Here is a 22,267-nt window from a genome sequence, read left to right as displayed (position 1 = left end):
CATGCCAGAGATATCAACGCAACAGCTTAATGCGCGCCAGCAGGAATTATTGAGTTATGTGCAGCGCGACGGCTTCGTCACGGTTGAGCATCTGGCTACGCGTTTCCAGATGACGCAGCAGACGATTCGGCGCGATATCAATTTGCTGGCGGAGATGAACCTGCTGCAGCGCTATCACGGCGGCGTCGGCCTGCCGTCCAGCGCTGAAAATATCGCGTATGGTGCGCGCCAGGGTTTGTACTCGGAAGAGAAGCGCCGTATCGCCGCGCTGGTAGTCGAGCATATTCCCGACCAGGCAACGCTTTTCATCAATCTCGGCACCACCAACGAGGAAGTCGCCAAGGCCCTGAGCCGCCGCCGCAACCTGCGCGTCATCACCAACAACCTCAACGTGGCCGCCATCATGAGCGGTTATCCGGGCTGCGAAGTCATCATCACCGGCGGCGTAGTGCGGGCGCGCGACCTCGGCATTACCGGCGAGGAAACCATCGATTTCATCCGCCGTTTCAAGGTCGATTTCGGCATCATCGGCATTTCCAGCATCGAGGCCGACGGTACTTTGCGCGATTTTGATTATCGTGAAGTGCGGGTGTCGGAGGCGATCATCGAACATTCGCGCACTGTATTCCTGGTTGCCGATCATTCGAAATTCTGGCGGCCGGCGCTGGTGCGGCTGGGCGACATTTCGAAGATCAATGCGCTGTTTACGGACCGGCCGGTGCCGGAAGAAATGAGCGGGATTTTCGAAGAGGCGAAGATCGATGTGTTTGTTGCGGATGCCAATAAGCCCGTTTGATTGCCGGCATTCCCTTTCACTGAAACAAAGAAATCGCCAAAGACTCACTCGCGCCACGAGCGTCAGGCGCTAAACAATATCGCCGGCGTTGTTTTTTTGCCGACAAGGCTCACTGCAGCCGACTCCTCCTTCCCCCGCATTTACTGCACCGCTTCGGCGCGCATTCATCTGAGCGCCTGAATCTGGCTGGTCTTCCCTTGAGGTTGCTGCGTATGAGGGCAATATAGAAATCACCTATTCACAATTAAGATTATTCCTATCAGCCAATTGCCTCTAATAAATATAAACGATTATCAATGTTCGAATTCGAACAATATACTTTCGAATATAAATATTTTATGATGTCTGGTGACATTGCGAACATGCTTTTTTGCCAATTGGCAGCGGCGCGTTTGCCCGATGAGCGAGTTACCGACACAAGGAGATGGCTGTGGCATCAGGTGAAATTGTTGATTTATTGGTGGTAGGCGGCGGCATCAACGGCGCCGGCATTGCGCGCGATGCAGCTGGGCGCGGGCTGAGCGTGTTGCTTTGCGAACAGGATGACCTGGCTTCGCACACGTCGTCGGCCAGCACCAAACTGATCCATGGCGGCTTGCGCTATCTGGAGCACTACGAATTCAGCCTGGTCCGCAAGGCGCTGCAGGAGCGCGAGCGCTTGATGCGCATGGCGCCGCATATTATTGGGCCGCTGCGTTTCGTGATGCCGCATGTATCGAGCCTGCGGCCAGCATGGATGATCCGCGCCGGCATGTTCTTGTATGACAATTTGGCCAAACGCGAACTGCTGCCAGGTTCACGCTCCATCGATTTCCGCAAGCATGTCGCCGGCAAGCCGTTGAAAAAAACGCTGACCAAGGGCTTCGTCTATTCGGACGCGGCAGTGCAGGACGCACGCCTGGTGGTACTCAATGCGATGGATGCGAAAGAGCGCGGCGCCACAATTCTCACCAAAACCCGCCTGATCGAAGCCAAGCAAGGCAAGCAATATTGGGACGCCACCTTGCAATCGACCCAGAGCGGCGAAACCATTGAAGTCAAGGCGCGTTGCGTAGTCAACGCCGCCGGACCTTGGGTCGCCAGCTTGCTGAGCGGCGCTTTGCATACGTCGGCACAGCATCACATTCGCTTGGTCAAGGGCAGTCACATCGTCACCAAGCGCCTGTTCGATCACGATCATGCGTACATTTTTCAGAATCCCGACAAGCGCATCGTCTTTGCGATTCCGTATGAAACCGACTTCACCCTGATCGGCACCACCGATGTCGAATACAGCGGCGATCCGAGCAAGGTCACGATTTCCGAAGAGGAAACCGCTTACCTGTGCGAATCGGTCAGCCGCTATTTCGAAGTCCCGGTAACGCCGGCGCAGGTGGTCTGGTCGTATGCCGGCGTGCGCCCGCTGCTGGAAGAAGAAATTGCCAATCCGTCCGCTGTCACACGCGATTACCGCCTGGAGTTGAAAGCCGAGCAGGGCTTGGCGCCGGTGCTGTCGGTCTTCGGCGGCAAGATCACCACTTACCGCCGTCTGGCGGAAGAGGCGATGGAACATCTGCAGCCGTTGTTCGGCTACATGAAAGCGCACTGGACAGCCGACGAAGCGCTGCCGGGTGGCGATATGCCAAACGCCGACCTCGCAGAGTTCCATCGCATTTTCCAGCAACGGCATGCCTGGTTGCCGGTTGCACTGGCGGCACGCTATGCACGCACCTACGGCACCCGCAGCGCGCGTCTGCTGGACGGCATTCATGATGTCGCCGGCCTGGGCCAATTGTTTGGCGCCGATCTGTATGAAGCCGAAGTGCGCTACCTGATGCGCAACGAATGGGCGCTGACTGCAGACGATATCCTGTGGCGCCGTTCCAAGTTGGGGTTGCGTCTTGACGCCTCGGAAGTGGCGCGCCTGACAGCGTGGCTGGAGTCGCAGCAAGCGCAAGCGGCGCCGCAGCCGGCCACCATGCTCGCCTGAAATTCTGCTCCGGTGCAAATACTTGCACCGGAAGAAAAAAGAGACTGATCCGGAATTGCTGCGGATCAAAGTCGACAACCGGTCCGCGCAAGCGGATTCACAAACCTTGGAGTAGACAAGTTGAAAGATAAATACATTTTAGCCCTGGATCAAGGGACTACCAGCTCGCGCGCCATCCTGTTCGATCGCCAGGGCAATATCGTGTCTTCAGCGCAAAAGGAATTCCGTCAGATCTACCCGCAGCCGGGCTGGGTCGAGCATGATCCGCAGGAAATCTGGTCGACCCAGGCAGGCGTTGCCGCCGAAGCGATGACCAAGGTCGGTTTGAACGGCACGGCGGTTGCGGCTATCGGTATTACCAACCAACGTGAAACCACCATCGTCTGGGACCGCGAAACCGGCAAGGCGATCTACAACGCTATCGTCTGGCAGGACCGCCGCACCGCTGCATTCTGCGATGAACTGAAAACGCGTGGGCTGGCGGAAAGCATCCGTCAAAAGACCGGCCTGCTGGTGGACTCCTATTTTTCCGCCACTAAGATCCGCTGGATACTGGAAAACGTCGACGGCGCGCGCCAGCTGGCTAATCAAGGACGCCTGGCGTTCGGTACTGTAGATACCTGGCTGGTGTGGAACATGACACGCGGCCAACGTTATGTGACCGATGTCTCGAATGCATCGCGCACCATGCTGTTCAATATCCATACGATGCAATGGGATGACGAACTGCTCGATATCATGGGCGTCCCGCGCAGCATGCTGCCGGAAGTGCACTCGTCGAGCGAGGTTTACGGCCATACCGAAATTTCCGGCTTTGGTTCGGAAATTCCAATTGCCGGCATCGCCGGCGACCAGCAGGCGGCATTGTTCGGCCAGATGTGCACGCAGCCGGGCATGGTCAAGAATACCTACGGCACAGGTTGCTTCATGATGATGAACACCGGCGCCAAGCCGATCATCTCGAAGAACAATCTGCTGACCACTGTCGCCTGGAAAATTGGCGGCCAGGTCAGCTATGCACTGGAAGGCAGCATCTTCATCGGCGGCGCGGTGGTGCAATGGCTGCGCGACGGCCTCGGCATCATCAAATCTTCTACCGAAGTCGAAGCGTTGGCGCGCAGTGTCAATAGCACCGACGGCGTGTATCTGGTGCCAGCGTTTGCCGGCCTTGGCGCACCGCACTGGAATCCGCATGCGCGCGGCACCGTTTTCGGCGTCACCCGCGGTACGACAGCGGCGCACTATGCACGCGCTGCGCTCGACAGCATCGCCTACCAGACCATGGACGTATTGAAGGCAATGGAAGCCGATGCCGGCATCGTGATTCCGGAACTGCGTGTCGATGGCGGCGCTACCGCGAACAATCTGCTGATGCAATTCCAGTCGGACATTCTCGGCGTCGACGTGGTGCGTCCAAAAGTCACGGAAACGACAGCGCTCGGCGCGGCCTACCTGGCTGGCCTGGCAGTCGGATACTGGAGCAGCACCGACGATGTGCAAGGACAGTGGCAGCTCGACCAGCGCTTCAAGCCGGCACTGCCGGCTGAGGAAGTGCAGGCCAACATCAAGGGTTGGCAGCGGGCGATTGCCGCCGCGACGGTGTGGGCAAACGCCTGACCTGACTTGAGTTGAACTGACCTGAACTGGCGTGGAGCCAATACATGGGAAGCGGATCGACATCTGCTTCCCGGGTCTTCCTACATCCTATTTCCGAAAGAGTTTGTCATGACTCCTTATTTGGCTGAATTCGTGGGCACTGCCCTGATTGTCCTGCTTGGCAACGGCGTGGTTGCCAATGTTCTCTTGAGTAAAACCCACGGCAATGGCAGTGGTCTGATCGTGATCACCGTCGGCTGGGCGATGGCAGTGTTTGTTGGCGTGTTCGTCGCGGCGTCTTCCAGCGGCGCACATCTCAACCCAGCCGTGACGCTGGCGCTGGCTGTGGCCGGCAAGTTTGCCTGGGGCAGCGTGCCCGCTTATATCGTATCGCAGATGCTGGGCGGCATGGCGGGTGCTTTCCTGGTGTGGCTGGTGTATCGCAATCACTTTGCCGAAACCAGCGATGGCAATCTTAAACTGGCAGCGTTTTGCACTGCGCCGGCGATCCGCAACAAATTCGGCAACATCGTGTCCGAAGTGGTTGGTACCTTCGTGCTGGTGTATTGCGTGTTGAATATCGCCTCGCCGAAGATGGGGCTGGGCGCGCTGGATGCATTGCCGGTGGCATTGCTGGTGATGAGCATCGGTGTTTCGCTGGGCGGGACAACAGGCTACGCGATCAATCCGGCGCGTGACCTTGGTCCACGCCTGATGCACGCGTTGCTGCCGATTCCAGGCAAGCGTGATAGCGACTGGGGTTATGCGTTGGTGCCGGTAGTGGGTTCGATTTGCGGCGGCGTGCTGGCTGCGCTGGTTTATGGCCTGCAGATGGCGCATTGATCATGGTTGCCCGCAACAACTGCAATAGCTGAGTTGCGAGCAACCGGTAGGGTGGGCAGAAACTCTGCCCGATCTACCAGACTGAAGTATCCGGATCGGCTGCTGACCTGTAACTGGTCGCCAGCCGATTTTTCTTTATTTCGCCAGCAATTTTTCGATGTCCGCAGCCAGCGATTCCGGCTTGGTCTGCGGCGCAAAACGGTCCACCACGCTGCCATCCTTGGCCACCAGGAACTTGGTGAAATTCCATTTGATGCCTTCGCTACCGAGCAAGCCTGGCGCCGCATTTTTCAGGAACTGATAGAGCGGGGCGGCATGATCGCCGTTGACGTCGATTTTCTCGAACAGCGGGAAAGTGACGCCGTAGTTCTTTTCGCAAAACGCACCGATTTCATCGGCAGTTCCCGGCTCCTGGGCACCGAATTGGTTGCATGGGAAACCGAGCACTTCCAGGCCTTGTGCGTGATACTTCTGATAAATCTCTTCCAGCCCTTTGTATTGCGGCGTGAAGCCGCAATTGCTGGCGGTGTTGACGATCAGCAGCACCTTGCCGCGAAACGCTGCGAGCGGGCCAGGTGTGCCGTCCAGTTGATTGACGGTAAAGTCGTAAATGCTGCCAGTGTTGGTACTCATACAATCCCCAGATGTTCTGTGCCCGCGGACAAGTCGCGATCCTTGGCTTCTTTGCCGCGCAGCTTGATGGACAGGCGTAAATCGTTGATCGAATCGGCGTTGCGCAACGCGTCTTCGTAAGTGATTTTATCGTCTTCGTACAAATCGAACAGCGCCTGGTCGAAAGTCTGCATGCCGAGTTCACGCGACTTCTTCATGATTTCCTTGATCTCATGGACATCGCCCTTGAAGATCAGGTCGGAAATCAACGGTGAATTCAGTAGGATCTCGACCGCGGCGCAGCGGCCCTTGACGGTTTTCAGCGGAATCAGCCGCTGCGAGACGATCCCTTTCAGGTTCAGCGACAAGTCCATCAGCAATTGCGGCCGACGCTCTTCCGGGAAGAAGTTGATGATGCGGTCGAGCGCCTGGTTGGCGCTGTTGGCATGCAGGGTGGCCAGGCACAAGTGGCCGGTTTCGGCGAAGGCGATGGCGTAGTCCATGGTTTCGCGATCGCGGATTTCGCCGATCAGGATTACGTCCGGCGCCTGGCGCAGGGTGTTTTTCAGGGCCACGCTCCAGCTTTCGGTATCGACGCCGACTTCGCGCTGGGTAACGATGCAGTTCTTGTGCGGGTGGATGTATTCGACCGGATCTTCGATGGTGATGATGTGGCCGTAACTGTTTTCGTTACGGTAGCCAACCATCGCCGCCAGCGTGGTCGATTTGCCGGAACCGGTGGCGCCGACCATGATGACCAGGCCGCGCTTGGTCATCGCGACATCTTTCAGCGTCGGCGGCAAGCCGAGGTCTTCAAATTTCGGGATATCGGTGGTGATCACCCGCAGCACCATGCCGACCCGGCCTTGCTGGATGAATGCCGAAGCACGGAAGCGGCCCAGCCCGTTGGGGCTGATTGCAAAATTGCATTCCTTGGTTTCTTCGAAGTCGGCAGCCTGCTTGTCGCTCATGATGGCGCGCGCCAATTCCAGCGTATGCACTGCGGTCAGCGCCTGGTTCGACACCGGCGTGATCTTGCCGTCAATCTTGAAGGCCGGTGGGAAGTCGGCGGTGATGAACAGGTCAGAACCACGCTTGCTGACCATCAGGCGCAGCAAATCGTGCATGAATTTGGTCGCTTGATCTCTTTCCATGACTATCCTATTTCGATGTATTTAAAAGCAATTGCGGACGGGAGTGATGATCGCATCGTCCGCAGTCGACTATTCTGATTAACCGGGGAAGTTGTCCGGCGTTTTGGCCGCGGCGCGCGCAGTGGCCATCGAAATGACATTGCGTTTGACCAGTTCGGTCAGGTTGCTGTCAAGCGTCTGCATCCCCATGTTGCTGCCGGTCTGGATCGCCGAATACATCTGGGCGATCTTGCTTTCGCGGATCAGGTTACGGATCGCCGGCGTGCCCAGCATGATTTCATGGGCAGCGACGCGGCCGGAGCCGTCCTTGGTCTTGAGCAGGCTTTGCGAAATCACCGCCTGTAGCGATTCCGACAGCATCGCGCGCACCATTTCCTTTTCTTCTGCCGGGAACACGTCGACGATACGGTCGATGGTCTTGGCGGCCGAGGAGGTGTGCAGCGTACCGAATACCAAGTGACCGGTTTCAGCAGCGGTCAGCGCCAGGCGGATAGTTTCCAGGTCGCGCAATTCGCCGACCAGGATTACGTCGGGATCTTCCCGCAATGCCGAGCGCAACGCGTTGTTGAACGAGTGCGTGTGTGGTCCGACTTCGCGCTGGTTGATCAGGCACTTGTTGGATTGGTGGACGAATTCGATCGGATCTTCGATGGTCAGGATGTGCGCGTATTCGTTTTCGTTGACGTGATTGACCATCGCCGCCAGCGTGGTCGATTTGCCGGAGCCGGTCGGGCCGGTGACCAGCACCAGGCCGCGTGGCTTCAATGACAGTTCGGCAAAGATGCGCGGCGTATTGAGCTGTTCCAGCGTCAGCACGGTCGATGGAATGGTCCGCAACACGGCGGCGGCGCCGCGATCCTGGTTGAAGGCGTTGACGCGGAAGCGTGCCAGTCCAGGGATCTCGAACGAGAAGTCGACTTCGAGGTTTTCTTCGTAAGCCTTGCGCTGACCATCGTTCATGATGTCATAGATCATGCCATGCACATCTTGGTGCTCCAGCGCCGGCAGGTTGATGCGGCGCACATCTCCATGAACCCGGATCATCGGCGGCAAGCCTGCGGATAAATGCAAATCGGATGCCTTATTCTTTACCGAAAAAGCCAGAAGTTCGGAAATGTCCATTTATAATCCTCGTGCTGTGTTTTGTTTGTTGAGCGATATTCCCGGATGCCCGTTGCAGGATGGAGAGCGCGCTCATGAAGATGTCGCCGACGGCAAAATCCGGATAAAGCAGCTATAAATCAAGCTCGGTAGCATGTTCCAGAAATTTCCTTGCGGTAATCTTTCCGAAGTCCCCGATTATGTCCTTAATTTCGCAGAAGTTGCAAGCCGTCCACACGAGTATTCAGGCTGCAGCGCGTGCTGTGTCGCGCCGACCTGACAGTGTTACGTTGCTGGCGGTATCCAAGACTTTTGGCGCCGACGCGGTCGCCGAGGCAGTTGCTGCCGGCCAGCGCGCCTTTGGCGAAAACTATTTGCAGGAAGCCATCGACAAAATGGGCGCGGTGAAGGAGGCGCTGGCCGCCGCACCGGATAGCGCTCAGTATGCAGACGTATTGCTGGAATGGCACTTTATCGGCCCGATCCAGAGCAACAAGACCAAGCCGATTGCCGAACATTTCGACTGGGTGCATACGGTCGATCGCGAAAAGATCGCCCAGCGCCTGTCGGCGCAACGCCCTGCACACCTGCCGCCGCTCAACATCTGCCTGCAAGTGAATATCAGCGGCGAGGCCAGCAAAAGCGGCGTGGCGCCGTCGGCAGTGCTGGAAACAGCGCGTACGATTGCCGGATTGCCGCACCTGATCCTGCGTGGCCTGATGACCATTCCAGAGCCGACCGAGGATGAACAGAAACAACGTGCTGCATTTCGCCAGACGCGGGAATTGCTGCAACAACTTCGGGCAGAGTTGCCGGACCAGGCGGCGCAACTGGATACCTTATCGATGGGCATGTCAGCCGACATGGCCGCGGCGATTGCGGAAGGCGCGACCATTGTCCGCGTCGGCAGCGCCATTTTCGGCCATCGGACCAAGCCAGGATCACAGACAGCATAACCACAGGACAACCACAGGAAAATCATGAACAACCAGATCAAAATCAGTTTCATCGGCGGTGGCAACATGGCGGCGGCCTTGATCGGCGGCCTGGCCGGCAAGGTCACCGACGGCGCCAACCTGCATGTGGTCGATCTGAATCCGGAAGCGCTGCAAAACCTGGCGCAGCGGTTTGGCGTCAGCACTTCTACCGAGATCGACGCTGCAATTGGCCGCAGCGAAGTGATCGTGCTGGCGGTCAAGCCGCAGCAGATGAAAGAAGTGGTGGCCAAATTGCAGCCGCACGTGACGACCCAATTGGTGCTGTCGATCGCCGCCGGCATCCGCGCCGTCGACTTGGCGCGCTGGCTCGGCGGCCACGACGCCATCGTGCGCTGCATGCCGAATACGCCGGCGTTGATCGGCCAGGGCATTACCGGCATGGTTGCCACCGCCGGTGTTTCGGCGCAGCAGCGCGAGACCGCCGACGTTATTTTGCGCGCGGTAGGGAGCACCGTGTGGCTGGATGATGAGAGCAAGATCGATGCAGTGACGGCGGTATCGGGCAGCGGCCCAGCCTATGTGTTCTATTTCATCGAGGCCATGCAACAGGCGGCGCAGGAACTGGGTTTGACAGCGGAGCAGGGCATCGAACTGGCCAAGGCCACTTTCGTCGGCGCTGCGCAACTGGCAACGCAATCGTCAGAACCGGTTTCCTTACTGCGCGAACGCGTCACGTCGAAGGGCGGCACTACCTACGCAGCGTTGAGCAGCATGGAAGCCAGCGGCGTGAAGGCATCGATCGTCAGCGCCATCAAGGCTGCTGCGGATCGCGGGCGGGAGCTGGGCGACGAATTCGGCCGCGATTAGTCGCAGGACCTCTACAAAAATCCGGGTAGTGACCGGCTGAAAATAAAAACAGCGGCAATCGCATCGCGACAACCGCTGTTTTTTTGAGTAGCGTCAAGGCTCGGCAAGCAAGCCCGAGCCGATATTCCTGTTGCTGGTTTTATTTGCTGCGGCCGATCACCAAGCCTGCCAGCAAGCCGATGGCGGCAGCTACGCCGACTGCTTTCCACGGATTGTCGCCGACATAGTCATCGGTGACATGGGCAGCGTGTTTGGTATGCGCCACGGCCTTCTTGGTGGCTTTCGGCAGTTCAGTCTTGGCGGTATCCAGTGCAGCCCGCAGTTTGGCGCGTGCCGAATTGTATTTTTTCTCCGCATGGTCATGCGTATCGTCGAGCAAGGTTTCTGCTTCCTTGATGACCGATTTCAGTTCGCCAGCCAAATTGTCGCGCATCTCTTTTACGTTGTCGGTAGTGGTCATGTTTGCCTCTTCAAAGTGGTTTGCCGGGGTTAAGATGTTGCCTAATGTACCATGGAAATCGTAACTTATTGTTATCGTAGCGCATAGTCCAGTGCGATCCCGCCGAATATCGCGGCGCCGAGCCAGTTATTGTGGCGAAAGGCGGCAAAGCAGCCGGCCCTGTCGCGGGTGCGGATCAATGTGTAGTGATACAAGGCGCAGCCGAGCGCCAGAAGCATGCCGGCGCCGAACCAGCCGCGCAGTCCGAACTGCCAGCCTACAGCAAATATTAATCCCAAACTGAACAGATAACAAAGCATGACCGCCAGCACGTCGTAGCGGCCGAAGGTAATTGCCGAAGTCTGGATGCCGATCTTCAGGTCGTCGTCGCGGTCGACCATCGCATATTCGGTATCGTAGGCGACGGCCCAGAACACGTTGGCAACCAGCAGCAGCCAGGCTGCCGGGGGAACCGTTCCCTGTACTGCGGCAAAGCCCATCGGGATGCCAAAGCCGAAGGCGATGCCCAGATAAGCTTGCGGAATGGCGAAGAAGCGCTTGAAGTAAGGATAACTGCCGGCGACGATCACCGCAACCACCGACAACTGCTTGGTCAACGCATTCAGCGGCAGGATCAACAGGAAAGACAGTAATGTCAGCACCAGCGCTACCATCACAGCTTCCCAGGCGGCGATCTTGCCGCTGGTCAGCGGCCGTTCGGCGGTGCGTTTGACATGCTTGTCGAAATCGCGGTCGGCAAAATCGTTGATCGCGCAGCCGGCCGAACGCATCAGCGCCGTGCCGATGCAGAAAATGGCGACCAGTGTCCAGGCCGGCTTGCCGTCCGAAGCCAGCCATAGCGCGGCCAGCGTCGGCCATAGCAGCAGCAGGATACCAATCGGCTTGTCCATGCGGATCAGACGGAAATAAAGTTTGAGGCGATTCATGCTGTTTATGCGATGAGAAAAAAGGGATGCTTCAGGGCGTAGCCTGGGCAGTGAAGTGTACTGGCTTTGATCTTGATACAAAGACGGCAGGCGTTGCCGCCTGCCGTACCTTGATGCTGGGTTAGCGGATTCTAGCCTTCGACGGCTTTCGCGTCATGCAGCAAGGTGACGCCTTTCAGGCCACAGGCCAGCACCGCTTTTTGCACCGCTTCGATGGCGGCATGGCGGGTGAAGCTCTTGCGCCAGACGATGACGACGCGGCGCGACGGACCCGGCGCAGTGAACGGCACATAACGCAGCATGCCGTCCTTGGCGTCCAGGTCGGGCACCGAGGCTTGCGGCAAAACGGTAATGCCGATGCCGGATGCCACCATATGGCGGATGGTTTCCAGCGACGAGCCCTCGAAGGTGCGGGCGATGCCATCGCCGGCGGTCGAGTAGCGCGACATTTCCGGGCAGACTTCCAGCACCTGATCGCGGAAGCAATGGCCGTTACCGAGCAGCAGCATGGTTTCCGATTTGAGATCTTCAGCGCTGATGCTCTCGCGATTGGCCCAGGCATGGTGCTTGGGCAGCGCCACCACGAACGGTTCGTCGTACAGCGGCTGCACCATCAGGCCATGCTCGGGAAACGGCAGGGCGATGATGGCTGCATCCAGTTCGCCCTGGCGCAGCAGCTCCAACAGGCGCACGGTGAAATTTTCCTGCAGTACCAGCGGCATTTGCGGGACTTGCTCGATCATGGTCTTCACCAGCGGCGGCAGCAGGTAAGGGCCGACCGTATAGATGATGCCCAGCCGCAGCGGTCCGGCCAGCGGATCCTTGTTCTGGTTGGCGATTTCGCGGATGGTGGCGGTCTGCTCCAGTACGCGTTCGGCCTGCGCCACGATCTGCGCGCCGAGCGGCGTCACCGAGATTTCCGTGCCGCCTCTTTCGAAGATCACGACGCCCAGTTCATCTTCCAGCTTCTTGATCGCCACCGACAGCGTCGGCTGCGCCACGAAACAGGCTTCAGCCGCGTGGCCGAAATGTTTGACGCGGGCTACCGCGACGATATATTTGAGTTCGGTTAGAGTCATGTCGTTATCTTCTCATAATTTTTACCGGACATTGTATCCCCATGTTTCAGTGCCGCTTTTGCAATATCCGGCACCGCTTCCGTAGCACCGGCTATTGCGTCAGCGCAGGGTGAGCACAATGTGCGCACGCATCACACCTTCAAAAAATCTTCCTTGCCACCTAGCCAACGCGCCAGATGGGCGTTGACGGTGGCGACGTTGGCTGGCGTCGGCTCCTGCAGCAGAGCCTGCGCCAAGTCGCGCGCGCGGTCGACCAGCCATTGGTCGGTCGTCAAATCGGCAAAGCGCAACATGGCCTGGCCGGATTGGCGCGCGCCGAGGAATTCGCCGGGGCCGCGGATTTCCAGGTCGCGCCGGGCTATTTCGAAGCCGTCGGTAGTCTCGCGCATGGTCATCAGGCGCTGTTTGGCGATCTGGCCCAGCGGGCTTTGATATAGCAGCAAGCATACGCTGGCCGCCGAGCCGCGTCCAACTCGCCCGCGCAACTGGTGAAGTTGCGACAGGCCGAAGCGTTCCGCATGCTCGATCACCATCAGCGACGCGTTCGGCACATCGACGCCGACTTCAATCACGGTGGTGGCCACCAGCACGTGGCATGCGCCGGCGCTGAAGGCATCCATCACCTCTTGTTTCTCGGCTTGTTTGAGACGGCCGTGGACCAGGCCGATGCGCAGTTCGGGCAGTGCTTCCACCAGCGTTGTATAGGTTTCGGTCGCGGTCTGCAGTTGCAGCGCCTCCGATTCCTCGATCAACGGGCAGACCCAGTAGGCCTGGCGGCCATCCTGCACCGCGGCGTGGACCCGCTCGATCACCTCGTCGCGCCGGTTCTGATCGACCGCGCGGGTTACGATCGGCGTGCGGCCCGGCGGCAATTCGTCAATGACCGAAATTTCCAGGTCGGCGTAGTAGGTCATTGCCAGTGTGCGCGGGATCGGCGTGGCGCTCATCATCAGTTGATGCGGCACTACCGCCACGGCGTTCGTGTCGTCCGGCACGGCGTCGCTGCCGCCGCTCTCGGAAATGGTCTTGTTGCGCAGGGCCAGCCGCTGGCCGACGCCGAAGCGATGCTGTTCGTCGACAATCACCAGCCCCAGTCTGGCAAACTGCACTGTATCCTGGATCAATGCATGGGTGCCGATCACCAGTTGCGCTTCGCCCGATTCGATCTTGGCCAGGGCGGCCAGCTTTTCTTTCTTTTTCAGGCTGCCGGTGAGCCAGGCAACGCCGACGCCGAGCGGTTCCATCCAGGCGGCGATCTTGCGGAAATGCTGGTCGGCCAGGATTTCGGTTGGCGCCATCAGCACCGCCTGGTAGCCGCTGTCGATCGCCTGCGCGGCGGCCAGTGCGGCGACCACGGTCTTGCCGCTGCCGACATCGCCCTGCAGCAGGCGCTGCATCGGGAACGAGGCGCGCAAGTCGGTGCTGATTTCGGCCACGACCCGCTGTTGCGCTTTGGTCAGCGTGAACGGCAGGGCCGCCAGGAAGGCGGCCGACAACGCGCCGACCACCGGCAGTGCCCGGGCATTCTTGGCGCGGCGCGCGACCTGGGCGCGCTTCAACGACAGTTGCTGGGCCAGCAGTTCGTCGAATTTCATGCGTACCCAGGCCGGATGCGAACGATCTTCCAGCGCATGTTCGTCGACTTCCGGCGGCGGGTTGTGCAGCAGGCGCACCGCCGTTTCGAACGGCATCAGTTGCTGGGCCGCGAGTTGTGCAGGCGACAAGGTGTCGCGCCATTCGATGTGCTGCATGGCGTCGGCAATCGATTTGCGCAGGAAAACCTGCGACAGGCCTTCGCCGGACGGATAGACCGGCGTCAGGACTTCCGGCAGCGGGGCGCCTTCCAGCACCACCTTATAATTGGGGTGGACCACCTCGGCGCCGAAAAAGCCGTGGCGGATTTCGCCGCGCGCACGCACCCGGGTGCCGACCGCCAACTGCTTGGTCTGGCTGCCGTAGAAATTCAGGAAACGCATCACCAACTGGCCGCTATCGTCGGCAATCGTGACCACCAGTTGCCGGCGCGGCCGATACTGGATATCGCAGGCCGTGACGACGCCTTCGACTTGCGCTACGCTGGTGCCCATCATGCCGGCGCGCTGAATGCTGACGATTGCGGTTTCATCCTCGTAGCGCATCGGCAGGTGCAGGACCAGGTCCATGTCCGAGCGCAGCCCGAGCTTTTCCAGCTTGCTGGCGCGGGTATTCGCGACTGGTGTGGAAGGGGACTTGGCGGCGGTTTTTCGCTTCGGAGCAGACATATCGGGCCGTTATCGGTCGGCAGGGCGTAAAATAGAGGGTTTGCTCATCAAAAAGCATCAAGTGCCGAGATTCCGCACTGTGCGGATTTCAGCGCTTGCCATTGTAAAGCCTATAGCCGTATTGGCAACCCGGCCTGGTGTTTTCTATTGAACACTCTGACTGTTATTTCATTATTTATTCGAGCATGCACTCTCTTTCCGACTACGATTTCGACCTGCCGCCAGAACTGATCGCGCAAACGCCGCTGTCCGAGCGCAGCGCTTCGCGCCTGCTGCACGTCGATGGCGAACAATTAATTGATCGGCAATTTACCGATATTGTCGACCTGCTCAATGCCGGCGATTTGCTGGTGTTTAACGATACCCGCGTACTCAAGGCGCGCTTTTTCGGCGTCAAGGAAACCGGCGGCAAGGTTGAAGTGCTGGTCGAGCGGGTGGTCGACAACCGTACCGTGCATGCGCAGGTGCGGGCCTCGAAATCGCCGCCGGCTGGCACCCGCATCCGGCTCGCCGAGGCATTTGACGTGGTGGTCGGCGAGCGCGTCGGCGAGTTTTATACGTTGCAATTCCCGGACGATGTGTTTGAACTGATCGAGGCCCACGGCCGCCTGCCGTTGCCGCCGTATATCGAGCACGACGCCGATGCGTTCGATGAAACACGTTATCAAACGGTCTATGCCAAGCATGCCGGCGCGGTCGCCGCGCCTACCGCTGGCCTGCATTTCGACCAGGCCCTGCTGGAACGCCTGCGTCAAAAGGGTATTGGCTTCGCCTACGTCACGTTGCATGTCGGCGCTGGCACTTTCCAGCCGGTGCGCAGCGAAAACCTGGCGGAACACAAGATGCACAGCGAGTGGTACACCATCGGCGAGGCGACAGTCGATGCCGTGCGAGCCACCAAGGCGGCTGGCGGTAAAGTGGTAGCGGTGGGCACCACCAGTTTGCGGGCGCTGGAATCGGCCTCGCAATCGGGCGTTTTGCAGGCCGGCAGCGCCGATACTGCCTTGTTCATCACGCCCGGCTACACATTCAAGACTGTGGACCGGCTGGTCACCAATTTCCATTTGCCGAAATCGACCTTGCTGATGCTGGTCTCTGCGTTCGTCGGCTATGAGCGCATCCGCTCTACCTACGCCCACGCCATCGCGCAGCGTTATCGCTTCTTCAGCTACGGCGACGCGATGCTGCTTACCTATAACGTTTGATCCTGATTATTTAGATTGCCACTACCCATGCTTGAATTCACGCTGCTGAAAACCGAAGGAAAGGCCCGCCGCGGCCGTCTGAAACTGAACCACGGCTATGTCGAAACGCCGATCTTCATGCCGGTCGGCACCTATGGCTCGGTGAAGGCGATGTCGCCGCTGGAGCTGGTCGAGATCGAAGCCCAGATCATCCTCGGCAATACCTTCCATCTGTGGCTGCGGCCCGGCACTGACGTCATCGACAAATTCAGCGGCCTTCACAAGTTCATGGGCTGGGACAAGCCGATCCTGACCGACTCCGGCGGCTTCCAGGTGTTTTCGCTCGGCGCGATGCGCAAGATCACCGAGGAGGGCGTGAAATTTTCCTCGCCGATCAACGGCGACAAACTATTCCTCTCGCCCGAGGTGTCGATGCAGATCCAGAAATCGCTGAATTCCGACATCGTGATGCAGTTCGATGAATGCACGCCGTATGAAATCGATGGCCGCCCGGCCACCAGCGAAGAAGCGGCGCAATCGATGCGCATGTCGCTGCGCTGGGCCAAGCGTTCGAAGAACGAGTTCGATCAACTGGAAAATCCGAATGCGCTGTTTGGCATCGTCCAGGGCGGCATGTTTGAAAACCTGCGCGATGAATCGTTAGCCGGTTTGGAAGACCTGAATTTCCACGGTATCGCCATCGGCGGCCTCTCGGTCGGGGAACCGAAGGAAGAAATGATGCGTGTGCTGCAGCATATCGGGCCACGCCTGCCGGCCGACAAGCCGCACTATCTGATGGGCGTCGGCACCCCGGAAGACCTGGTGGGCGGGGTCGAGAACGGCGTCGACATGTTCGATTGCGTGATGCCGACGCGGAATGCCCGCAATGGCTGGTTGTTCACCCGTTTCGGCGACCTGAAGATCAAGAATGCGCGTTACAAGGATGATACCCAGCCGCTCGACGAAACCTGCGGCTGCTATGCCTGCCGTAATTTCTCCCGTGCTTACTTGCATCATTTGCACCGCACCGGCGAAATCCTTGGCGCGCGGCTGAATACGATACACAATCTACATTATTACCTGGACCTGATGAAGAATATCCGGGCCGCGCTGGATGCAGGGCAGTTCGCGGCATTTGTCGTGAAATTCCACGCTGATCGGGCGCGCGGCGTCTGATTGCGTCAAGGAAAACAAGTAATAAAATGTAATTTTGCAACTATTTTCTGGCGGATTGATCTATATCAGCGGGTTTTTCGCGCTGCAGCAAAGTATTCGCTGCAGCGTGCCGGCCCGATTTTCCCGGCAATAAATGGTGGTGGGTGATGTGCCAGGCGGTTGTATGCCGCTACCCAATGCTAGAATGCTGGGCTATTTTCAAACTACTTGGAGCAACTCGTGTTCATTATTTCCAATGCATATGCGCAAGCTGCGCCTGCTGCTACTGCTGCAACCGGTCCATTCGGACTGAGCGGCAACCTGACCAGCTTCTTGCCGATCATCCTGATGTTCGTGGTTTTGTATTTCCTGATGATTCGTCCGCAAATGAAGCGTCAGAAAGAGCAAAAATCCATGATGGACGCGCTCGGCAAAGGCGACGAAGTAGTAACAGCCGGCGGCATGCTGGGCAAGATCACCAAGGTTGCAGACGGTTACATCACTTTGGAAGTCGCCAGCGGCACCGAAGTCGTGGTGCAAAAGGGTTCGGTCACCACGCTGTTGCCAAAGGGTACGATCAAGACGGTGCTGTAAGCGCCCACAGCTTGAGAGAATGAGGGCATCCGGTTGGATGCCCTCTTCAAATGTACCTGCCCGGTACGGACAAGAGCCCTGCAGTGCACTGCGCGCAGGGTATCGGCAGCATCAACTATGCAAGCAAGAGACTCGTTTAGACTCACTTGATCTCGAGACTCACACAGAACGCTGAATCAATATGAATCGCTATCCTATTTGGAAATATATTCTGATCGTCATCGCGCTGTTATTTGGCGTGCTGTACACCATACCGAACTTCTTTGGCGAATCGCCTGCGGTACAGGTGAGCAGCGGCAAATCGACGCTGAAGATCGACAGCTCACTGGCTGACCGGGTCTCGCAAGTCCTGCAGCAAGGCAATTTGCAGGCGGACGGCGTCGCGTTTGAAAACACCGGTGCTCAAGGCACGGTACGCGCCCGTTTCCACGATACCGACACGCAATTCAAGGCCAAGGCCTTGCTTGAGCAAAGCCTGAATACCGATCCAACCGATCCGACCTATGTCGTCGCCTTCAACCTGATGCCGAACACGCCGCACTGGCTGCAAGCCATGCACGCGTTCCCAATGTACCTGGGCCTCGATTTGCGCGGCGGTGTGCACTTCCTGATGCAGGTCGACACCAAGGCAGTCATCAGCAAGCGCCTGCAAGGCTTGCAAGCCAGCGCCCGTGGCGCCTTGCGTGACAAGGACATCCGCTACAGCGGCATCAACCGCAACGGCGATGCGATCGAAATCAGTTTCCGTGACCAGGACACCCTCAACAAGGCGCGCGACCTGCTGGCGCCGCAATTGACGGAAATGCAGCTCCAGGTTGCGCCGCCGGTGGCTGGCACCGATCCGACGCTGGTGGCGACGCTGAAGCCGGATGCGCTCAAGCAGATCGTCGATAACGGCGTCACGCAAAACATCACCACGCTGTCGAAGCGGGTGAATGAATTGGGCGTTGCCGAGCCGATCATCCAGCGCCAGGGCGCAGACCGCATCGTGGTGCAACTGCCTGGTGTGCAGGATGTCTCGCGCGCCAAGGACATCATCGGCCGTACCGCAACGCTGGAAGTGCGGATGGTGGATGAGTCGGTGACTCGCGGTACCGAAGCCACTGCAGCTGTGCCGTTCGGCTCGGAACTGTTCAAGGTCGGCAAGAATGCGCCGGTAGTGCTGTACAAGGATCCAGTCCTGACTGGCGACTACATCTCCAACGCCGCTGTCAGCTTTGACCAGAACCAGCAGCCTGCAGTCAGTATCGACCTTAACGGCGACGGTGGCCGCAAGATGCGCGACGCCACCCGCGGCAAGGTCGGCAAGGCCATGGCGATTGTGCTGTTTGAAAAAGGCAAGGGCGAAGTCCTGACCGTAGCGACCATCCAAAGTGAACTGGGCTCACGCTTCCAGATCACCGGCATGGGTTCGCCGGAAGCGGCAGCCGACCTGGCGCTGCTGTTGCGCGCCGGTTCGCTGGCGGCGCCGATGGAAATCATCGAAGAACGCACCATCGGTCCGCAGTTGGGTGCTGAGAACATCAAGAAGGGCTTTGATTCGACCATGTACGGCTTTGCCGTGATCGCCGTGTTCATGATCGCCTATTACATGCTGTTCGGCTTGTTCAGCGTGTTGGCGCTATCGGTCAACCTGCTGCTGTTGATCGCTGTGCTGTCGACATTGCAAGCGACCTTGACCTTGCCGGGTATCGCCGCGATTGCGCTGACACTGGGTATTGCGATTGATGCCAACGTGCTGGTGAATGAGCGTATCCGCGAAGAGCTGCGTAACGGCAATTCACCGCAAGCTGCGATTTCCATCGGTTTCGACCGCGCCTGGGCCACCATCCTGGACTCCAACGTGACGACGCTGATCGCCGGCCTGGCGCTGCTGATTTTCGGTTCCGGTGCGATCCGCGGTTTCGCGGTGGTGCACTGCCTCGGCATCCTGACCTCGATTTTCTCGGCGGTCTTCGTGTCGCGCGGTTTCGCTAATCTGTGGTACGGCCGCAAGAAGAAATTGACCAGCTTGTCGATTGGTCAAATCTGGAAGCCGAACGCTTAAAGCGAGCTCAAGAAACGTCGTCATTCCCGCCTGCGCGGGAATGACGCAGCAGTAATTCGAGGCCGCCTTAAGCTGCGGCCACAGTGAACTAAAAGGAATGTGATGGAACTTTTCCGCATCAAAAAAGATATTCCGTTCATGCGCCATGCATTGATTTTCAATGTGATTTCGGCGCTGACGTTCGTGGCTGCAGTGTTCTTTCTGTTCTCGAAAGGCCTGCATCTGTCGATTGAATTTACCGGTGGTACAGTCATCGAGGTGGCATACACCAAGCCGGCGAATATCGAAGGCATTCGCAAGACTGTTGAAGGCCTCGGTTATACCGACAACCAGGTAACCAATTTCGGCACTGCGCAAGACGTCATGATTCGTCTGCCTGCCCAAAAAGGTGTGAACTCCGGTCAGCAAAGTGCGACCGTGCTGGCCGCACTGAAGCAACAGGACGCCGATGTCGAACTGAAGCGTACAGAGTTCGTTGGACCGCAGGTTGGCGACGAACTGGCGCATGACGGCTTGATGGCGCTGCTGTTCGTGGTGATTGGCATCGTGATCTACCTGGCGATCCGTTTCGAATGGAAATACGCGGTGGCGGCGATCATCGCCAACTTGCATGACGTGATCATCATCCTGGGCTTCTTCGCATTCTTCCAGTGGGAGTTCTCGCTGACAGTGCTGGCGGCGATCCTGGCGGTGCTGGGCTATTCGGTGAATGAATCGGTGGTGGTGTTCGACCGCGTGCGCGAAACCTTCCGTGACCGTCGCTTCGGCAAGCTGGCAGTGCCGGACGTGATGAACCATGCGATCACCAGCACCATCTCGCGTACCATCATCACCCACGGCAGTACCGAAATCATGGTGTTGTCGATGTTCGTCTTCGGCGGCCCGGCACTGCACTATTTTGCGCTGGCGCTGACCATCGGTATTCTGTTCGGTATCTACTCTTCGGTATTCGTGGCGGCTGCGGTAGCAATGTGGCTGGGCGTCAAGCGTGAAGACATGATCAAGCCGATCAAAGAAAAAGACGAGACAGATGGCGCCGTAGTCTGACGGGGCATCGATAAACCTACTGCGCGCTACAATCTCGACACTGCGATGCTCACCGTACCTGCGTACGGTTGCAATTCTCCTGCCGACCTTGCAGCGCTCGCTACGGGTTTTCGCAACCCCTGCGGCATCTGAATAATAAAAAAACCAGCCTTCGGGCTGGTTTTTTTATTGCTAGGAAACGTAGGGTGGGCACTGGTGCCCACGCACGCTCCTTGAATCAGTGTTACTTAGATTTTCTTCGCCAATGCCGCTGCCTGTCCGATGTAGTTGGACGGCGTCATCGCCAGCAAGTGATCCTTGGCTTCCTGCGGGATTTCCAGCTTGAGGATGAACTCGCGCAGCGCATCCTTGGAGATGCCCTTGCCGCGGGTCAGCTCTTTCAATTGCTCGTACGGATTTTCAATGCCGTAGCGGCGCATCACGGTTTGCACCGGTTCCGCCAGCACTTCCCAGGTTGCGTCCAGGTCTTCACCCAGGCGCGCTGGATTGACTTCCAGCTTGTTCAAGCCACGCAGGCAGCTGTCGTACGCCAGGATCGCATAACCGAGGCCGACGCCGATATTGCGCAGCACGGTCGAATCGGTCAGGTCGCGCTGCCAGCGTGACAGCGGCAGTTTTTCCGACATGTGCTTGAGCACGGCGTTGGCCATGCCCAGGTTACCTTCGGAATTTTCGAAGTCGATCGGGTTGACCTTGTGCGGCATGGTCGATGAACCGATTTCGCCGGCCTTGGTGCGTTGCTTGAAGTAGCCGAGCGAGATGTAACCCCAGATATCGCGGTTCAAATCCAGCAGGATGGTGTTGCTGCGGCTGATTGCATCGAACAGTTCGGCCATGTAGTCGTGTGGCTCGATCTGGATGGTGTATGGATTGAAGACCAGGCCGAGGCGTTGTTCGATGACGTTCTTGGAGAAGTTTTCCCAATCGAAGTCGGGGTAAGCCGACAGGTGGGCATTGTAGTTGCCGACGGCGCCGTTCATCTTGCCGAGGATTTCGACTGCGGCGATGCGCTTGGTGGCGCGCTGCAGGCGTGCCACAACGTTGGCGATTTCCTTGCCGAGTGTGGTCGGGCTGGCCGGCTGGCCGTGGGTGCGCGACATCATCGGCAGATCGGCGTTGGCGTGCGCCAGTTCGGTCAGCTTGGCAATCACTTGTTGCAGAGCCGGCAGCAACACGGTGTCGCGCGCCGCTTTCAGCATCATGCCGTGCGAGGTATTGTTGATGTCTTCGGAAGTGCAGGCGAAGTGGATGAACTCCGACGCCGCAACCAGTTCCGGTACATCCTTGACTTGCTCTTTCAGCCAGTATTCGACTGCTTTCACGTCATGGTTGGTGACTGCTTCGATGGCCTTGATGCGTTCTGCATCGGTTTCGCTGAAATCGCTGGCCAGTTTGTCGAGCAACGCGGTAGCGCTGGCCGAGAACGGTTTGATTTCAGTGAAGCCGGCTTGCGACAGAGCCTGCAGCCAAGCGATTTCAACCTTGACCCGGTGGTGCATGAAGCCTGCTTCGGACAGGATCGGGCGCAGTTTGTCGGTTTTGGCGGCGTAGCGGCCATCCAGCGGGGACAGGGCGGAAAGCGTGGAAAGAGACATGATAGTGATGACTATAGAGGTGAATGAAGATAAGGTCACGGGG

19 protein-coding genes are annotated in these 22,267 nt (G+C 58.4%); 11 read left to right on the top strand and 8 right to left on the bottom strand.

All coding sequences use genetic code 11. The features are described from left to right. Position 1 precedes the first annotated feature (1 nt). The 4 genes from ACIPF8_RS18305 to ACIPF8_RS18290 all read left to right on the top strand — a co-directional run bounded on the left by ACIPF8_RS18305 (position 2) and on the right by ACIPF8_RS18290 (position 5,204). Entirely contained in the window at positions 2 to 796 is a 795-nt protein-coding gene (locus tag ACIPF8_RS18305) for a DeoR/GlpR family DNA-binding transcription regulator (RefSeq protein ID WP_400423702.1), read from the top strand. Positions 797 to 1,220: 424 nt separating this feature from the next. Continuing rightward, a complete protein-coding gene (gene glpD / locus ACIPF8_RS18300; protein WP_400423700.1) occupies positions 1,221 to 2,765 on the top strand; it encodes a glycerol-3-phosphate dehydrogenase in 1,545 nt (514 codons plus the stop codon). A 120-nt stretch (positions 2,766 to 2,885) separates the two neighbouring features. After that, positions 2,886 to 4,382 (top strand): glycerol kinase GlpK, encoded by a 1,497-nt coding sequence (gene glpK / locus ACIPF8_RS18295; protein ID WP_400423698.1) that lies wholly within the window; start codon positions 2,886 to 2,888, stop codon positions 4,380 to 4,382. A gap of 108 nt (positions 4,383 to 4,490) precedes the next feature. After that, positions 4,491 to 5,204, top strand: a complete 714-nt coding sequence (locus tag ACIPF8_RS18290; RefSeq protein WP_061532283.1) for an MIP/aquaporin family protein — start codon at positions 4,491 to 4,493, stop codon at positions 5,202 to 5,204. 135 nt (positions 5,205 to 5,339) lie between these two features. Here ACIPF8_RS18290 and ACIPF8_RS18285 read toward each other — a convergent pair whose 3' ends face one another. The 3 genes from ACIPF8_RS18285 to ACIPF8_RS18275 all read right to left on the bottom strand — a co-directional run bounded on the left by ACIPF8_RS18285 (position 5,340) and on the right by ACIPF8_RS18275 (position 8,092). Continuing rightward, complete coding sequence (locus tag ACIPF8_RS18285) at positions 5,340 to 5,837, bottom strand: glutathione peroxidase (RefSeq protein ID WP_400423696.1); 498 nt, start codon at positions 5,835 to 5,837, stop codon at positions 5,340 to 5,342. Next, positions 5,834 to 6,970 carry a PilT/PilU family type 4a pilus ATPase gene (locus ACIPF8_RS18280; protein ID WP_400423694.1) on the bottom strand — a complete coding sequence of 379 codons (1,137 nt, stop codon included), beginning with the start codon at positions 6,968 to 6,970 and terminating at the stop codon, positions 5,834 to 5,836. Before ACIPF8_RS18280 ends, ACIPF8_RS18285 begins: the two co-directional genes overlap by 4 nt. 78 nt (positions 6,971 to 7,048) lie before the next feature. Beyond that, positions 7,049 to 8,092, bottom strand: coding sequence for a type IV pilus twitching motility protein PilT (locus ACIPF8_RS18275; RefSeq protein WP_400423692.1), 1,044 nt, complete (start codon positions 8,090 to 8,092; stop codon positions 7,049 to 7,051). Positions 8,093 to 8,271: 179 nt separating this feature from the next. Here ACIPF8_RS18275 and ACIPF8_RS18270 point away from each other — a divergent pair, with 179 nt between their 5' ends. Both ACIPF8_RS18270 and proC read left to right on the top strand, forming a co-directional pair. Beyond that, positions 8,272 to 9,027, top strand: a complete 756-nt coding sequence (locus ACIPF8_RS18270; RefSeq protein WP_400423691.1) for a YggS family pyridoxal phosphate-dependent enzyme — start codon at positions 8,272 to 8,274, stop codon at positions 9,025 to 9,027. Between the two features lie 24 nt (positions 9,028 to 9,051). Next, positions 9,052 to 9,876 (top strand): pyrroline-5-carboxylate reductase, encoded by an 825-nt coding sequence (gene proC / locus ACIPF8_RS18265; protein ID WP_400423689.1) that lies wholly within the window; start codon positions 9,052 to 9,054, stop codon positions 9,874 to 9,876. A gap of 139 nt (positions 9,877 to 10,015) precedes the next feature. Here the strand turns inward: proC and ACIPF8_RS18260 are convergent, their stop codons facing one another. The 4 genes from ACIPF8_RS18260 to recG form a co-directional block, all read right to left on the bottom strand. Then, positions 10,016 to 10,336: a YqjD family protein gene (locus ACIPF8_RS18260; protein WP_061532289.1), complete on the bottom strand. Its 321-nt coding sequence runs from the start codon at positions 10,334 to 10,336 to the stop codon at positions 10,016 to 10,018. A 71-nt stretch (positions 10,337 to 10,407) separates the two neighbouring features. Next, positions 10,408 to 11,262, bottom strand: a complete 855-nt coding sequence (ubiA, locus tag ACIPF8_RS18255; protein ID WP_400423688.1) for a 4-hydroxybenzoate octaprenyltransferase — start codon at positions 11,260 to 11,262, stop codon at positions 10,408 to 10,410. A gap of 131 nt (positions 11,263 to 11,393) precedes the next feature. Next, entirely contained in the window at positions 11,394 to 12,341 is a 948-nt protein-coding gene (locus ACIPF8_RS18250) for a LysR substrate-binding domain-containing protein (protein ID WP_061536965.1), read from the bottom strand. 131 nt (positions 12,342 to 12,472) lie between these two features. Beyond that, on the bottom strand, positions 12,473 to 14,602 hold the full coding sequence (gene recG / locus ACIPF8_RS18245) for an ATP-dependent DNA helicase RecG (protein ID WP_400423686.1): 2,130 nt from the start codon (positions 14,600 to 14,602) through the stop codon (positions 12,473 to 12,475). Between the two features lie 185 nt (positions 14,603 to 14,787). On the opposite strand from recG, the gene queA reads away from it, so the two are divergent. From queA to secF, 5 genes are all read left to right on the top strand, one after another. Beyond that, a complete protein-coding gene (gene queA / locus ACIPF8_RS18240; RefSeq protein WP_400423684.1) occupies positions 14,788 to 15,807 on the top strand; it encodes a tRNA preQ1(34) S-adenosylmethionine ribosyltransferase-isomerase QueA in 1,020 nt (339 codons plus the stop codon). Positions 15,808 to 15,834: 27 nt separating this feature from the next. Continuing rightward, complete coding sequence (gene tgt / locus ACIPF8_RS18235) at positions 15,835 to 16,962, top strand: tRNA guanosine(34) transglycosylase Tgt (protein ID WP_400423682.1); 1,128 nt, start codon at positions 15,835 to 15,837, stop codon at positions 16,960 to 16,962. Positions 16,963 to 17,181: 219 nt separating this feature from the next. Beyond that, positions 17,182 to 17,535, top strand: a complete 354-nt coding sequence (gene yajC / locus ACIPF8_RS18230; RefSeq protein WP_400423680.1) for a preprotein translocase subunit YajC — start codon at positions 17,182 to 17,184, stop codon at positions 17,533 to 17,535. Positions 17,536 to 17,716: 181 nt separating this feature from the next. Beyond that, positions 17,717 to 19,582, top strand: coding sequence for a protein translocase subunit SecD (secD, locus tag ACIPF8_RS18225; RefSeq protein ID WP_400423678.1), 1,866 nt, complete (start codon positions 17,717 to 17,719; stop codon positions 19,580 to 19,582). Positions 19,583 to 19,684: 102 nt separating this feature from the next. Beyond that, positions 19,685 to 20,629: a protein translocase subunit SecF gene (gene secF / locus ACIPF8_RS18220; protein ID WP_400423677.1), complete on the top strand. Its 945-nt coding sequence runs from the start codon at positions 19,685 to 19,687 to the stop codon at positions 20,627 to 20,629. Positions 20,630 to 20,856: 227 nt separating this feature from the next. Here secF and purB read toward each other — a convergent pair whose 3' ends face one another. Next, complete coding sequence (gene purB / locus ACIPF8_RS18215; protein ID WP_400423781.1) at positions 20,857 to 22,224, bottom strand: adenylosuccinate lyase; 1,368 nt, start codon at positions 22,222 to 22,224, stop codon at positions 20,857 to 20,859. Positions 22,225 to 22,267: the final 43 nt, after the last annotated feature.

This window comes from Collimonas sp. NPDC087041 (assembly GCF_044745265.1).
Taxonomy (GTDB): domain Bacteria; phylum Pseudomonadota; class Gammaproteobacteria; order Burkholderiales; family Burkholderiaceae_D; genus Collimonas.
Note: the sequence above shows the minus strand (reverse complement) of the source record. Positions and strands in the feature narration are given on the sequence as shown.